15 protein-coding genes and 1 tRNA gene are annotated in these 13861 nt (G+C 68.7%); 11 read left to right on the forward strand and 5 right to left on the reverse strand.

Annotated elements, in window-relative coordinates; all coding sequences use genetic code 11:
* The first annotated feature begins 94 nt into the window (after positions 1-94).
* The 4 genes from OH809_RS26855 (at position 95) to OH809_RS26870 (ending at position 2305) form a co-directional block, all read left to right on the forward strand.
* Positions 95-871 carry a Scr1 family TA system antitoxin-like transcriptional regulator gene (locus OH809_RS26855; RefSeq protein ID WP_406419929.1) on the forward strand — a complete coding sequence of 259 codons (777 nt, stop codon included), beginning with the start codon at positions 95-97 and terminating at the stop codon, positions 869-871.
* A complete protein-coding gene (locus tag OH809_RS26860) occupies positions 868-1116 on the forward strand; it encodes a DUF397 domain-containing protein (protein ID WP_406419927.1) in 249 nt (82 codons plus the stop codon). The genes OH809_RS26855 and OH809_RS26860 overlap by 4 nt, the downstream gene beginning before the upstream one ends.
* A gap of 8 nt (positions 1117-1124) precedes the next feature.
* Entirely contained in the window at positions 1125-1691 is a 567-nt protein-coding gene (locus OH809_RS26865) for an AAA family ATPase (protein WP_406419925.1), read from the forward strand.
* Between the two features lie 98 nt (positions 1692-1789).
* A complete protein-coding gene (locus OH809_RS26870) occupies positions 1790-2305 on the forward strand; it encodes a DUF1269 domain-containing protein (RefSeq protein ID WP_406419923.1) in 516 nt (171 codons plus the stop codon).
* 112 nt (positions 2306-2417) lie between these two features.
* Here OH809_RS26870 and OH809_RS26875 read toward each other — a convergent pair.
* Positions 2418-2492, reverse strand: a tRNA-Cys gene (locus OH809_RS26875).
* 186 nt (positions 2493-2678) lie between these two features.
* Between OH809_RS26875 and OH809_RS26880 the strand changes: the two genes are divergently transcribed.
* From OH809_RS26880 to OH809_RS26895, 4 genes are all read left to right on the forward strand, one after another.
* The gene (locus OH809_RS26880; protein ID WP_406419921.1) at positions 2679-4154 is read left to right on the forward strand and encodes an MFS transporter; all 1476 of its coding nucleotides are present in this window, start codon (positions 2679-2681) and stop codon (positions 4152-4154) included.
* A gap of 32 nt (positions 4155-4186) precedes the next feature.
* Positions 4187-4384: an Arc family DNA-binding protein gene (locus OH809_RS26885; RefSeq protein WP_383973851.1), complete on the forward strand. Its 198-nt coding sequence runs from the start codon at positions 4187-4189 to the stop codon at positions 4382-4384.
* The gene (locus OH809_RS26890) at positions 4384-4752 is read left to right on the forward strand and encodes a type II toxin-antitoxin system death-on-curing family toxin (RefSeq protein ID WP_406419919.1); all 369 of its coding nucleotides are present in this window, start codon (positions 4384-4386) and stop codon (positions 4750-4752) included. Before OH809_RS26885 ends, OH809_RS26890 begins: the two co-directional genes overlap by 1 nt.
* Before the next feature lie 164 nt (positions 4753-4916).
* Positions 4917-6698: a DEAD/DEAH box helicase gene (locus OH809_RS26895; RefSeq protein WP_406515722.1), complete on the forward strand. Its 1782-nt coding sequence runs from the start codon at positions 4917-4919 to the stop codon at positions 6696-6698.
* A gap of 64 nt (positions 6699-6762) precedes the next feature.
* Here OH809_RS26895 and OH809_RS26900 read toward each other — a convergent pair whose 3' ends face one another.
* Genes OH809_RS26900 through OH809_RS26910 form a run of 3 tightly spaced genes read right to left on the reverse strand, consistent with a single transcriptional unit; the run spans position 6763 to position 10222 of the window.
* Positions 6763-7434, reverse strand: coding sequence for a hypothetical protein (locus OH809_RS26900; RefSeq protein ID WP_406419915.1), 672 nt, complete (start codon positions 7432-7434; stop codon positions 6763-6765).
* Positions 7435-7478: 44 nt separating this feature from the next.
* Positions 7479-9776, reverse strand: a complete 2298-nt coding sequence (locus OH809_RS26905) for a hypothetical protein (RefSeq protein ID WP_406515723.1) — start codon at positions 9774-9776, stop codon at positions 7479-7481.
* Positions 9776-10222: a hypothetical protein gene (locus OH809_RS26910; RefSeq protein ID WP_406515724.1), complete on the reverse strand. Its 447-nt coding sequence runs from the start codon at positions 10220-10222 to the stop codon at positions 9776-9778. The genes OH809_RS26905 and OH809_RS26910 overlap by 1 nt, the downstream gene beginning before the upstream one ends.
* 120 nt (positions 10223-10342) lie before the next feature.
* Between OH809_RS26910 and OH809_RS26915 the strand changes: the two genes are divergently transcribed.
* The 3 genes from OH809_RS26915 to OH809_RS26925 all read left to right on the forward strand — a co-directional run bounded on the left by OH809_RS26915 (position 10343) and on the right by OH809_RS26925 (position 12564).
* A complete protein-coding gene (locus OH809_RS26915) occupies positions 10343-10582 on the forward strand; it encodes a hypothetical protein (RefSeq protein ID WP_406515725.1) in 240 nt (79 codons plus the stop codon).
* A 338-nt stretch (positions 10583-10920) separates the two neighbouring features.
* Positions 10921-11562, forward strand: coding sequence for an IclR family transcriptional regulator (locus OH809_RS26920; protein WP_406419908.1), 642 nt, complete (start codon positions 10921-10923; stop codon positions 11560-11562).
* Positions 11563-11775: 213 nt separating this feature from the next.
* Positions 11776-12564 (forward strand): S16 family serine protease, encoded by a 789-nt coding sequence (locus OH809_RS26925; RefSeq protein ID WP_406419906.1) that lies wholly within the window; start codon positions 11776-11778, stop codon positions 12562-12564.
* 19 nt (positions 12565-12583) lie between these two features.
* Here OH809_RS26925 and OH809_RS26930 read toward each other — a convergent pair whose 3' ends face one another.
* Entirely contained in the window at positions 12584-13861 is a 1278-nt protein-coding gene (locus tag OH809_RS26930; RefSeq protein WP_406515726.1) for an MFS transporter, read from the reverse strand.

The raw sequence follows: 13861 nt of genomic DNA on the forward strand, positions 1-13861 counted from the left end.
GTGACCAGAAGGACGCGGTCCACATCGACGGGATGTGGTGAGGGTGGTGGTGGCTGTGGGGACCAGTGGTGAGCCGTCGCAGGTGCGGAGGCTTGTGGGGGACCTGATACGTATCCATCGGGTACGGGCGGGGTTCACGCAGAAGGACGCTGCGGACAAGCTGTTGATCTCGGAGTCGCTGATGGGGGCGGTCGAGCGGGCGGAGCGCATCCCGACGCTGGAGTTGCTGGCCGACGCGGACGCGGTCTTCGTCGCGGGCGGTGCGCTGAAGGCGTGCGTCGAGCTGATCGACGAGGAGAAGTACCCGGCGAAGTTCCTGGACTGGGCACGACTGGAACGGCAGGCGCGGGTCATCAGCGCGTACGAGACGATGCTGATCCCGGGGCTGCTCCAGACGGAGGCGTACGCGTACGCCCTGTACCGGGCACGCAAACCCGCGTACACCGAGGACGAGATCGTCCGGCATGTCGAGGCGCGACTGGAACGGCAGGCAGTGCTGATGCGCAAGCCTCCGCCGTACGTCGGGTTCGTCATCGAGGAGTCGATCCTGGAGCGGACGCTCGGTGGCGCGGAGGTGCTGAAGGAGCAACTGCTGCATCTGCTGGAGTGCATACGGCGGATGAACCACCTGACGGTGCAGGTGATGCCCTCGGATCAGCACACGCACGCGGGATTGAACGGGCCGATGCAGTTGATGTGCACGGCGGAAGGGCGCAATCTGGTCTTCGCGGAGGGCCAGGGCGGCGATAGGTTGATCTCCAGGCCGGAGCGGGTGGCCGATACGTTCGACCTCTTCGGCATCCTGCGGGCCCAGGCGCTCAACCCCTGGAAGTCGGCGGAGATCATCGAAACGAAGGCGAGGCAACTGTGACCACCGGGCCCGAGCTCTCCTGGTTCAAGTCCAGCTACAGCAACAACGAGGGCGGTGCCTGCGTCGAAGTCGCCTACGACTGGCGCAAGTCCAGCTACAGCGGCAACGAGGGCGGCGCATGCGTCGAGGTGGCCACCTGCCCCCACACCGTCCACGTCCGCGACTCCAAGGTCACCGACGGCCCCACCTTCGCCGTCGCCCCCGCCGCCTGGACCGCCTTCCTGGCCGGCGCAGTCGCAGGCTGATCGCGAACGTGTTGCGAGCTGCTGATCCCGGCCCCGCCGTCGTCCTCATCACCGGCGTGATGGCCTCCGGGAAATCCACCGTCGCCCAGGCTCTCGCCGAGCGGCTACCGAAGGCCGTTCATGTGCGCGGGGACGTCTTCCGGCGGATGGTGGTGTCCGGGCGGGCCGAGATGGTGCCAGGAGCGTACGAGGAGGCTGTCGCCCAACTCCGGCTCCGGTACCGGCTGTCCGCGATGACAGCCGATGCGTACGCGGGTGAGGGCTGGACCGTCGTGGTGCAGGACGTGGTGCTGGGGGAGGAGTTGGCCGCGTACGTCGAACTCGTACGGACCCGGCCGCTGTACGTCGTCGTGCTCGCCCCGGAGCCGCATGCCGTTGCCGAGCGGGAGGCCGGGCGGGGCAAGAGCGGTTACGGGGCCGGGTGGACGGTCGAGGCGCTGGACCGGGTGCTGCGGGAGGAGACGCCGCGGATCGGGCTCTGGCTGGACACGACCGGGCAGACCGTGGAGCAGACGGTCGATACGGTCCTCGCGGAGCTCGGCCGGGCGCGGGTGGTGGGAGCGGCGGAGAGCTGAAGCGGCTGAAGGGCCGACACATTCGGACCTAATGTCTTATTTAACAGCAGTTCCTCTATGGTTGGTGCGGTAACGCACCACGAGGAGGAGTCAGCCGCATGAGCAATCTGTTCGTCATCGCCTACGACGATCTCGCCACCGCCGACAAGGTCCGGGACAAGCTGCTGTCCATGAACCGCGAGCACCTCGTCGAGCTGGAGGACGTCGTCGTCGTCGAACGGCGTGAGAAGGACGGCAAGATCAAGCTGCATCAGGCCGTCAACCACGTGGGTAACGGTGCCGCGGGCGGCGCGCTGTGGGGGAGCGTCATCGGGCTGCTCTTCCTCGTGCCGTTCCTCGGTGCCGCGGTGGGCGCCGCGGCCGGCGCCGCCGGTGGGTCCGTCGTCGACACCGGTGTCAACGACGACTTCATGAAGGAGCTGAGCACCAATCTCCGGCCCGGCGCCGCCGCCGTCTTCGTGCTCGTCAGGAAGTCCGCCCGCGACAAGGTCGTCCCCGAGATCGCCAAGTTCGGCGGTCAGCTCGTGCAGACCTCGCTCAGCAAGGAGGACGAGGCACACCTGCGGGAGATGGTGAAGGAAGCGCTCAAGGAAGAGACGACGATCGCCTCCTGAGTTCCGGACCATACGAGAGAAGGCGACTGCCCGCGCCGCGCGCAGGGTGGTCGCCTTTCGTATGTGGGGACCCGGTGCAGACGTATGACGCGTGCTGGGCGGGCTTACCGGGTGGAGGCCGTGACCGGATTCGAACCGGTGTAACTCGAGTTGCAGTCGAGCCCCTGAACCACTCGGGCACACGGCCGTGCGTTCCTTGCTGTGATTCGACCGTAGGGGCGGGTGACCCGGCCACTCAAGAGAACGGGGCGGGCCGCAATGCGAGTGCCATACCGCGTTCACGATCGGCTCCGCGGTCCTACGACCAACGGACGAGCGGCGGACCGCCTCGCGACAGGGCTCAACCGAGATCTTGCCCCTTACTCTTGGGCTCATGAGTGCCCTGGAACCACGAGACGCCGGTACCGATGCCGGCACCACCTTCGAAGCGGCGATACCGGTCCCGCCCGCCGAAACCGAAGGGGTGCTCGGGCGGACCTATCGGGCACTGAGCATCGGCATCGTCTCCGTCGTGTTCCTGATCGCCTTCGAGGCGACGGCCGTGGGGACCGCGATGCCGGTCGCCGCCCGTGAGCTGCACGGCATCCCGCTCTACGCGTTCGCGTTCTCGGCGTACTTCACCACCAGTCTGTTCGCCATGGTCCTGTCCGGGCAGTGGGCGGACCGGCGCGGGCCGCTCGGGCCGCTCGCCACCGGGATCAGCGCCTTCGGGGCCGGGCTGCTGCTGTCGGGTACGGCGGGCAGCATGTGGATGTTCATCGCCGGGCGGGCCGTCCAGGGGCTCGGCGGCGGGCTGGTGATCGTGGCGTTGTACGTGGTGATCAGCCGGGCCTACCCGGAGCACCTGCGGCCGTCGATCATGGCCGCGTTCGCCGCGAGCTGGGTGATCCCGTCCGTCGTCGGGCCGCTCGCCGCCGGGAGTGTGACCGAGCACCTGGGGTGGCGGTGGGTCTTCATCGGCATCCCCGTCCTCGTGGTGTTCCCGCTGGCGCTCGCGCTGCCCGCGATCCGGCGCCGGGCGTCGGGGCCGGCCGATCCCGCGGCGCCCGTCGAGCCGTACGACCGGCGCCGCATCCTTCTCGCGCTCGGGATCTCGCTGGGGGCGGGGCTGCTCCAGTACGCCGGGCAGGAGCGGAACTGGTTCGCGCTGATTCCGGCCGTCGCGGGGGTTGCTCTGCTCGTCCCCGCCGTACGCGGGCTGCTGCCCCCGGGCACGGGCCGGGCGGCGCGCGGGCTGCCCTCGGTGGTGCTGCTGCGCGGGGTGGCGGCCGGGTCGTTCATCGCCGCCGAGTCGTTCGTACCGCTGATGCTGGTGACCCAGCGCGGCCTGAGCCCGACGATGGCCGGGCTCTCGCTCGCGGCCGGGGGCGGGACCTGGGCGCTGGGTTCGTACGTACAGTCCCGGCCGCGCCTTGAGCCGCACCGGGAGCGCTTGATGGTGGGCGGCATGGTGCTGGTCGCCGCGGCGATAGCAGCCGCGCCGTCCGTGCTGATCGACTCGGTGCCGGTCTGGACCGTGGCCGTGGCCTGGGCCTTCGGATGCTTCGGCATGGGCATGGTGATCGCATCGACGAGCGTGCTGCTGCTGAAACTGTCGGCGCCGGAGGAGGCGGGGGCGAACTCGGCCGCCCTCCAGATCTCCGACGGGCTGTCGAACGTCCTGCTGCTGGCCGCGGGCGGGGCGGCCTTCGCCGCGCTCGGCGGCGGCGCGGTGGGAGCCGTGCACGAGGCGGTGGAGGCGGGGGCCTCGGGGTCTCATCCGGGGGCGTTCGCGGTGGTCTTCCTGCCGATGGCCGGGGTGGCGCTGGTGGGGACGTGGGTGGCGGCGCGGGTGCGGACCAAGCCTTAGTGCCGCGTGGTACCGCGCGGTACCATCCGTGCATGGCTGGTCTGAATCTGCGGTTCACCGAGGAAGAGCTGGACGCACTGCGCGCGCGTGCCGAGTCGGAAGGGCGGAGCATGCAGTCGTTCGCCCACGACGCGGTGATCACCGCCATAAACGAACACTCGCGCCTCTTCGACGAGGCGGCGGACCACGTGCTGAAGGTGAGTGAGGAGCTCAACCGGAGGCTCGCCTGATGAAATACCTGACACTTCCCGAGCTGCTCAACCTTGCCGAGCGCCTCGGGGCCGCCGAGGTACGCGACTACGGGCTGCTCGATTCGGCACTCGCCCGCCCGCAAGCGAGCGTGTTCGGCCAGGACGCCTATCCGGACGTCTGGCAGAAGGCCGCGGCACTCATGGAGTCCCTGGCGCGCAACCACGCGCTCGTCGATGGCAACAAGCGCATCGCCTGGTATGCGACCTGGGTCTTCCTGCACATCAACGGGCATCGCCTGAGCGTGGACTTCGATGTCGACGAGGCCGAGAAGTTCGTGCTGGACGTGTGCCAGGGGTCCCTCGACATGCCCAGGATCGCGGAACGGCTCCCCGGGTTCGCCGTGTAGCGCGCCTCTGTGAAGAGGGTCTCAGCGGGGCCGAACCGCCGCTCGTCCATACGGGGTTCTGCCCGGCACCCCGGTAAGGTGGCCCGGTTGTCGTATCGCGTACGAGCCCGTCCCGGCCCGTACGGACAGCGCCCCACGTACCCGAGAGCCCCGAACCGGAGACCGTGACTACTACCGCCTCCCACCACCTCTCACCCGCCTATCCCGGCCGCGCCCCCTGGGGCACGGCCGGCAAGCTGCGAGCCTGGCAGCAGGGCGCCATGGAGAAGTACATCCAGGAGCAGCCGCGTGACTTCCTCGCGGTCGCCACGCCCGGCGCAGGGAAGACCACCTTCGCGCTGACCCTCGCGTCATGGCTGCTGCACCACCACGTCGTGCAGCAGATCACCGTCGTCGCGCCGACCGAGCACCTGAAGAAGCAGTGGGCCGAGGCCGCGGCCCGGATAGGGATCAAGCTCGACCCCGAGTACAGCGCGGGCCCCGTGAGCAAGGAGTACCACGGGGTCGCGATCACCTACGCGGGTGTCGGCGTCCGGCCGATGCTGCACCGCAACCGGTGCGAGCAGCGCAAGACCCTCGTGATCCTGGACGAGATCCACCACGCCGGTGACTCGAAGTCCTGGGGCGAGGCGTGCCAGGAGGCGTTCGACCCGGCGACCCGGCGGCTCGCGCTGACCGGTACTCCGTTCCGGTCCGACACCAACCCGATCCCCTTCGTCGCGTACGAGGAGGGCAACGACGGCATCCGGCGCTCCTCGGCCGACTACACCTACGGCTACGGGAACGCGCTCGCCGACGGCGTCGTCCGGCCCGTGATCTTCCTCAGCTACAGCGGCAACATGCGCTGGCGCACCAAGGCCGGTGACGAGATCGCGGCCCGGCTCGGCGAGCCGATGACCAAGGACGCCATCGGGCAGGCGTGGCGCACCGCCCTGTCGCCCACGGGGGACTGGATCCCCAATGTGCTGAGCGCCGCCGACAAGCGGCTGACTGAAGTGCGTAAGGGCATTCCGGATGCGGGCGGGCTTGTGATCGCCACCGACCAGGAGTCCGCGCGCGAGTACGCGAAGATCCTGAAGAAGGTCACCGGCGAGAAGGCGACCGTGGTCCTCTCCGACGAGAAGGCCGCGTCGAAGAAGATCGATAAGTTCAGCGAGGACGACTCGCGGTGGATGGTCGCGGTCCGGATGGTGTCGGAGGGCGTCGACGTGCCGCGCCTCGCCGTGGGCGTGTACGCCACCACCATCTCCACGCCGCTCTTCTTCGCCCAGGCCGTCGGGCGCTTCGTGCGCTCGCGCAGGCGCGGCGAGACCGCTTCCGTCTTCGTGCCGACCATCCCGATGCTCCTCGACTTCGCCAACGAGATGGAGGTCGAACGGGACCACGTCCTCGACAAGCCCAAGAAGGGCAGCGACGAGGAGAACCCGTTCGCGGAGGAGGACAAGCTCCTCGCCGACGCCGAGAAGCTGGAGGACGAGGAGACCGAGGAGCAGCTGCCCTTCGAGGCCCTCGAATCCGACGCGGTCTTCGACCGGGTGCTGTACGACGGTGCCGAATTCGGCATGCAGGCGCACCCGGGGAGCGAGGAGGAGCAGGACTACCTGGGGATTCCGGGGCTGCTGGAACCCGACCAGGTGCAGCTGCTGCTCCAGAAGCGGCAGACCCGGCAGATCGCGCACAGCCGCCAGAAGCCGGCCGGGGACGCTGATCTGCTGGAGAAGCCGGCGGAGGCCCGGCCGGTGGTCACGCACAAGCAGCTGCTGGGGCTGCGCAAGCAGCTCAACACGATGGTGTCGGCGTACACGCACCAGAGCGGCAAGCCGCACGGGGTGATCCACACCGAGCTGCGGCGGGTGTGCGGCGGGCCGCCCAGCGCGGAGGCGACGGCCGGGCAGATCCAGCAGCGGATCCAGAAGGTCCAGGAGTGGGCCACCCGGATGCGGTGAGCCGGCACCTACGGCCCCCGGTTCGCGGGCGGATCGATCCGCCCGCGAACCGGGGGCCGGGCTGTCAGCCGGCGGCGGCCAGGGCGTCGGGTACTTCGGCGGGCAGTTTCGCCTGCGCCGCGCAGCCCAGTTCCTCGGCCAGGGCGCGGGACACACCGTTGAGGACGGCCATCTGGTCCTTCTCCATACTGTCCGGCGCGATCTGCCCCCTCGTCACAGTGAGGTTCGCCCTCACATAGGGCGTGCTTTCTCCTCCCCCCTCCGTGGGGCACGCGAAGACCAGAGTGGCGCCGCCGTCCTCGTGCGTGACCGCGAATTCCCCGAGCGGGTAGACGACCAGGTCGTCCGCGCCTTTCGTGGCCACCTTTTTCGGATCCGAGTGGCTCGCCCTCGCCTCGAAGTCGATGCGGAGCACGGGGAAGTCGCTGTCGTTGTCGGCCTTGTACGGCTGGCACAGGTTCCGGTCACTCAGATCGTCATGGAGACGCTTCGCGGCGAGCGGCAGGGAGAACGCATTCGGATCTCCGATCTCATTGGTGCCGTCGAGTTCCGTGAAACGGTCTGTCGTGCTGACGCGCTTCAGCGCGGCCGCGCCCGAGGGCCCCAGGGATCCGTCGCAGACCTGGGATGCGGAAAGCACCTTCGGCTGTTCGGTCCCGGTCTCGTCGTCGCCGCACGCAGTGGCCCCGGTGGCAACGAGAACCGCGCACACGGCCCAGCGCAGTGTCGCCTTCATGACTTCCTGCCTCTCGCATGTCCGACTTTTCCCCGTCCCATCGATCAGTCCTTGTACGGGGGCCGCCCGCGATGGTCGTTCTGGGACGAGCCGTTGTCGTAGCTGTAATTGATGTCCTGTGTCCAATTGCCTTGGTCGCTGGCGTCCCCGATCTGGGGGTTGTTGTCGAGATAGGTGGCGTAGGCGCCGCCGAGTTGCTTGGTGCCCGCTCCGTAGAATTCCCGGCTGGTCATCTGGGACTTCTCGGTGGGGTCGTCCTCGGCGCCGTCGATGCCCTTGTCGACCTGGTGGCCGATGAACGTGTTGAGGGCCTCGCCGGCTGTGTCCGCAACCATCGGTGCGACGACCAGGGCCGCCGCGGTGCTGCCGGGCAGGGGGATCGCCGCGATACCGCCTCCGACGACCACTCCGGTGCCCAGCTTGATCCAGTCCCCGGAACGTCCCAGGGACTTGTTGGCATCTTCGGAGTCGGCCTTGTACGTCGTCTCCGCCTGCTGCACGCGCGAGTGGTCCAGAATGCCTCGTGCGTCGGCACCCGTCGTCAGCGCGTCGTGGGCGCTGTCGATGTTCGCCTCGCTGGTGGCCGGGAAGGCGTCCAGCGCGCTGAGCGTGTACAGGTGCTGCGCCGCCGAGACCACCCCGTGCGAGGTCTCGTCCTGACCCAGCACGCTCAGGAAGTCGATGGCACCCTGGTTGCCGAAGTTCGCCCGCCCCCCGTACTTGGCGGGGAAGGCCCCGTCGTCCTTCGCGGAGTCCCCGACACCCGACAGGCTGTAGTCGATGTCGTCGATGTACGCGGCGCCCATCTTCCCCAGGCTGTCGGCCAGTTGTGACTGCTCATGCAGCATTTTGGGGCCGTCCTCGCTCCCGTACAGGAACGCCACCTGCTCCATGACGCCTGCCGTCGCAGCCGTCCGGTGGTCTCTGCTGCCGGGGACCATCGGGTCCTTGCCGGACATCGGGTCGGCGTCGTACGCGTAACCGGTGGTGGCGGACTCCAGGGCGTGACCGAGCGAATCGTGACCGGCGATGACCTTGATGTCCCCGCCCATCATGGGGGAGTCCGACAGCCAGATCCGGTCCTTGGTCAGGTACTTGAGGTGGTCGTTCACCTCGGATTCCTTGTCGACCGCGGCTCCCGCGCCGTCGGGCTGGGCGAAGAACTGGGTCGAGGCGTCGGGGTTGTGGCCCAGGGCTTCCAGGAAGCCGGTCATCGGGTCGCGGCCCCGGTCGTACTTGCCGTAGAAGTTGAGGTCGCCCTGGTTCCAGTTGTTGATCCAGGGGCTCATGTTCTTGACGTTGTGTTCCTTGTCGTACGCGACGAGCTTGTCGCCGTAGTCGTTGAGGAATTGGTCGTCGTAGTCGCCGAAACGCATGAGGTTGCTCATGACCGCGAAACCCGTCGGGTCATTGGCGTCGTCGATGCCGAGCCGGTCCGGGCCCAGCTTCACCATCTGCCGTTCCCAGCGCTCCATCGTGTCGCTGTCGGAGAGTGTGGCCGTGCCCAGCGTGATGCCGAGGTTCTTCTGGAGTTGTTTCGCCTGTTCCAGACGCTTCCGGTCGGTCCCGTACCCCTGGTACGGATCGGCGATTCCGGCATAGAACTCCAGGACCTTCTTCGGCTCCACCTGAGTGGCGAACCGCTCGGCGAAGAGCGGGTCGTTCTTGTAGGCGGCCAGGGTGGTGTTGAGCGTGTTGAGCTCGGTCAGCGTGACGTCGTGCGGGTCCTTCTTGAGGATCTTCGCCATCTTCTCCGCCTCCGCCACCGCCTTGGCCGCGGAGTCGCGGTCCGAGTAGCTGGCATCGGAGAAGCCGTACTTGGCCTGGTCGACGAGGAGGGTGAGTACCTTCGCCGCCGATGTGTCGCTCTCCGTGGCCTTCTTCAGAATGTTCTGAATTTCGTCCCGGAACGCGTCGACGTCCTGCTGGGTGTGCTCGGGCAGCGTGGTGCCCTTCGCCGCCCGGTCGGGGTGGATGTTCATGGTGACGGTGAAGGACCCCTCGCCCATGTCCTGGACGGTGAGGTTCTTCTGCACCCCGCGGTGGATCGCGGCGTTGAGCTCTGTGCGGTAGCCGACGAGTTCCCCACGGGTGTCGGTGAGGATCTTTGTGATGGTTTCGGCCTGGGTGTGGGCGTCGGCGAATTCTCCGGCCGTCTTGTCCACGAAAGCGCGGGTCACGGTGGCATTTTCACCGGCCCAGTTCGCTTTGTCCGACTTGGCTTTGAGGTCGTCCTTGGCGTCACCCTGGAGGGTTTTGAGCTTTGCGACCATTTGTTCCCAGTCGGTGATGGCCGCGTCCAGGTCGGAGAAGTTCGCGAAGCGCAGGGAGTCGAGGTCCATCAGCGGCCCGACCCCTCGTCGAAGCCCTTGTCGAGCGTGTCGATGTTGCTGATGATCGTGCCGATGTAGACCTCGTCGCCGGCGTGGGCGCCCTTGGTGTAATCGAGGTGGTTCGAGATGTGGGCGCAGGCGTCCAGCAGGGAGCGGACCTGGTCGATCCACCGTGAGGCCACGTGATCGAGGGCTGCGCCTATGGCGAAGGTCTCCGACTTGAGGCCTCCGGCGGCCTTCTGGGTGGCGGCGCGGGCGTGGTCACCGGCCTTCTCGAGATCTCCGTACATCCGGTATGCGGTATTGCCGATCGCCGCCAGGTCCTGCTGATCGACCTTCAGATCACCCTGGGGAACCGGCCCTCCGCCGCCTGGTTCGACTTGGTTCAATTGCATCTGAGCCGAGTGTCTCTCTGCCGCCTCGGATTTCAGCTGCTCCCACTCGTCCCACGCCACTGGTGGTTACCTTCCCCGTAGTCCCAATGATTCCCGTATGTCGCTCGTGTGGGCGATATGCGGTGCGTCACTTTATCAATGGGGCCAGGTAGTTGTCGTAAGAGTTGACCATGAATTGAAATGATCAAACGCAAGGCATGTGTGTCCGGCGTGGCAACGCCGGGTGTGGGGTGTGCGGCGGGCCGGCCCCGGGCGGGGACAGCGGTCCTCGCCCTGGGCGTCGGCCTCTCGCCGGCCGTCGTCGACCCGGGCGGCAAGGTCCACGCCAAGGTCACCCTCGGCCTGGCGGCGAGGGTGATCAGAGCCTGTGAGGTGCTCGTGAACGGAAAAGTTGCGCAACAGACGTTCACGGCGAGTTAACGCCCGTTCACGTCCGGTGTACGGAGCTCGCGCCGAGCCGTCGGCCGACCTGGACGCGCGTAGACGTCCAGGCTTCGGCCGGCGCCGCGCTGATCGGTGCTCATGCTTCCTCACCGCAATTCCACTTCCGCTGATGCCCGGATTCTGGACGAGGTCTTCCGCTGAGCGGACGGACTCGCTACTGTCCCAAAAAATGCACGCCCCGTGGCAGTGCCGCCGCGGAGCGCAGCCGGTTGCCTTGGCCAGGCCGGCGGCCTCTCCGTGCGTCGCCGCTGGGACCGATGGCGCACATTCCGTGGGAGCCAGCCGCCGCCGCTCACCAAAGAGGAGAGGGCGTCGTGACCGCGGAGACCTCCCAGACGCTCGACCGGGGACTACGAGTCCTCAAACTGCTCGCCGACACCGACCACGGCCTGACCGTCACCGAGTTGTCCAACAAACTCGGCGTCAACCGCACCGTCGTCTACCGGCTGCTGGCCACACTGGAACAACATGCCCTGGTACGCCGTGACTTGGGCGGCAGGGCCAGGGTGGGACTCGGCGTGCTGCGCCTGGGCCGCCAGGTGCATCCGCTGGTACGGGAGGCTGCGCTGCCCGCGCTGCGGTCCCTGGCCGAGGACATCGGAGCCACTGCCCACCTGACGCTGGTCGACGGCAGCGATGCGCTGGCGGTTGCCGTCGTCGAACCGACCTGGACCGACTATCACGTGGCCTACCGGGCCGGCTTCCGTCATCCGCTCGACAAGGGCGCCGCAGGCCGGGCGATCTTGGCCGCACGGGCGAAGCCGGGGTCCGAGCCCGCGTTCACGCTCACGCACGGCGAGCTGGAAGCGGGCGCGAGCGGCGCCGCAGCGGCACTGATGGGGGTCACGGGCGTGGAGGGCAGCGTGGGCGTGGTGATGCTGGCGGACGCGGTACCGGAACGGGTCGGCCCGCGAGTCGTCGACGCGGCGCGCGAGGTCGCGGACGCGTTGCGGTAGTACCGGGGTCGTCCGGTGGCCGCTCTGTCCTCCGCCGCCGGACGGGCCGGCTCGTCTTCGGGCGGGCTGGGTCCGTGCTCCGGGCGGGCCTGTCGAACCCGTCCGGAGCCCGAGGGCGGACCGGCCGGGCGGGCGGACCACCGGCCGGGCGGACGGGTTCGCCCCTCCCCGGACCGGCCGGGCGGATGAACCCGGCCAGGTTAGATTGGGAGGGTGCTCACTCGTCTCTCGCGCCCCCGCGCCCTCGCCCTGTGCGCCCTGCCCGTCGTCGCCCTCTTCGGCGTCGCCGCCTTGGCGCCGCTGCCGTTCACCGTGGCGCAGCCGGGCACGACTGCGAACGTACTCGGGGACGTCCGAGGCACGCCCGTGATCAGCATCAAGGGCGCGTCGGTCCGCCCCACCGGAGGTCAGCTGCGGATGACGACCATCCTCGCGACCGGGCCGACCGCCGACGTCGGCATCGGCGACGTGATCGACGGCTGGTTCCGGACCGACCGGGCGGTCCTGCCCCGTGACTCGGTCTACCCGACCGGCGGCTCCGAGAAGCAGATCGAGAAGCACAACCTCGAGGACATGAAGAAGTCGCAGAACTCCGCCGTGGACGCGGCCCTGCGGTACCTCGGCAAGGCGCCCGGATCGGTGGACGTGACCCTGCACCTCGCCGATGTGGGCGGGCCCAGTGCCGGTCTCTTCTTCGCGCTCGGCATCGTCGACAAGCTCGACGGCAACGGTTCCGGCGGGGATCTCACCGGTGGCCGCACCGTTGCCGGCACGGGCACGATCGAGGCGGACGGTACGGTCGGCGCGGTCGGTGGCGTATCGCTGAAGACCCAGGCCGCCCGGCGCGACGGCGCCACTGTCTTCCTCGTACCGAAGGCCGAGTGCAAGGCGGCGGGCGCCGAACTCCCCAAGGGGCTCAAGCTGATCCCGGTCACCACACTGAAGAGCGCGGTGTCCTCGCTCACGGCCCTGGACAAGGGGGCCAAGGTTCCGAGCTGCTGACGCAGGGCGGGCCGGTGCCCTACGTGCGGGCGGCGTCGGCCTTCGCCTCCGCGCGCTCCTCCGCGGACGGCCGGTCGTCCATCGTGCGCCATACCGGGAAGATCATCGGGCTCACCGTCGCCAGCGTGTAGACCGCGCCCAGCGCCAGGAGCGCGCCGTCCGCCCCGATGCTCTCCACGAGCAGCCCCGCCAGCAGCCCGCCCACCGGCATCGCCAGCTCGCAGCCTGCGGTGAGCGCCCCGGATACCCGGCTGCGCAGCTGCTGCGGTACGCGTTCGTACGTCATTGTCGTCAGGATCGGGTTCAGGACCCCGCCGGCGAGGCCGCCCAGCAACATCGTCACCGCGAGCGGCAGCGTCGTGTCCGTCAGCGCGGCAACCACGAACCTCGGTCCGCCGCACAGCACCACGCACACCGTGAACACCGCACGCCGCGAGAACCGGTGTCCCACCGCCCCGTACACCAGCGCGCCCGTCAGCCCGCCTGCCCCGAACAGTGCGGTGAGCAGCCCGAGTTGGGGTGCGCCGCCCAGTTCGCGCTCGGCGTGCACCGGGAGCAGTACGGCGTTCCAGCCCTGGTCGGTGCCGTTCATGAAGAGCACCATCACCACGACGGCCAGCAGCAGCCGGTTGGAGAACAAGTAGGCGTATCCCTCGCGCAGTTCGTGGCTGTACGTGCGCAGTGAGGCCCGTGCCGCCGCCTTTCGCGGCTCGGCCGCCCGTACCCCTCGTACGCCTGCCGTGATGAGCAGCGCGGACGCGCCGAAGGTCGCCGCGTCCAGCAGCAGCACGGTCTCCGCGCCGACGAGCGCGATCAGCACCCCGGCCAGTGCCGCGCCGGTCATCCTGGCACCGCGTGAGGTGGCGTCGAAGAGGCTGGCGGCGCGGGTGAGCGTGGTCCCGGCGTGTTCGGTGAGGTCCGGCAGGAGGACGTAGCGCGCGGTGTTGCCGGGGGTGTGGACGAGTCCGTTCAGTGCCATCAGGGCGCAGAGCATCCAGAATTCGAGCGCCCCGGCGTAGTGGAGCAGTGGAATGGTGGCGATGGCGAGTCCGCAGACGGTGTCGGAGGCGACGGAGATCCGGCGCCGTCCGATCCGGTCGATGACGGGCCCGCCGATGACTGCGGAGATGATGATCGGCAGTGTGGCGCAGAAGGCGACGACACCGGCCCGGCCGGCGCTGCCCGTGGTCTGCAGGACGAACCACGGCACCCCGATCAGGGTGAGCGAAGTGCCTGCGGTGGATATGCAGTTGGCCGCGAGAAGCGCGGCGAGCGGCTTGCGGTTCCCCCCGTCCAT

Source organism: Streptomyces sp. NBC_00873, from assembly GCF_045207415.1.
GTDB lineage: Bacteria > Actinomycetota > Actinomycetes > Streptomycetales > Streptomycetaceae > Streptomyces.

Excerpts from the sequence above, each read along its gene's own strand:
- OH809_RS26870 (WP_406419923.1), top strand. The coding sequence starts at position 1,790 with ATGAGCAATCTGTTCGTCATCGCCTACGACGATCTCGCCACCGCCGAC.
- OH809_RS26880 (WP_406419921.1), top strand. The coding sequence starts at position 2,679 with ATGAGTGCCCTGGAACCACGAGACGCCGGTACCGATGCCGGCACCACC.
- OH809_RS26885 (WP_383973851.1), top strand. The coding sequence starts at position 4,187 with ATGGCTGGTCTGAATCTGCGGTTCACCGAGGAAGAGCTGGACGCACTG.
- OH809_RS26890 (WP_406419919.1), top strand. The coding sequence starts at position 4,384 with ATGAAATACCTGACACTTCCCGAGCTGCTCAACCTTGCCGAGCGCCTC.
- OH809_RS26900 (WP_406419915.1), bottom strand. The coding sequence starts at position 7,434 with ATGAAGGCGACACTGCGCTGGGCCGTGTGCGCGGTTCTCGTTGCCACC.
- OH809_RS26905 (WP_406515723.1), bottom strand. The coding sequence starts at position 9,776 with ATGGACCTCGACTCCCTGCGCTTCGCGAACTTCTCCGACCTGGACGCG.
- OH809_RS26915 (WP_406515725.1), top strand. The coding sequence starts at position 10,343 with ATGATCAAACGCAAGGCATGTGTGTCCGGCGTGGCAACGCCGGGTGTG.
- OH809_RS26930 (WP_406515726.1), bottom strand. The coding sequence starts at position 13,861 with ATGGACGGGGGGAACCGCAAGCCGCTCGCCGCGCTTCTCGCGGCCAAC.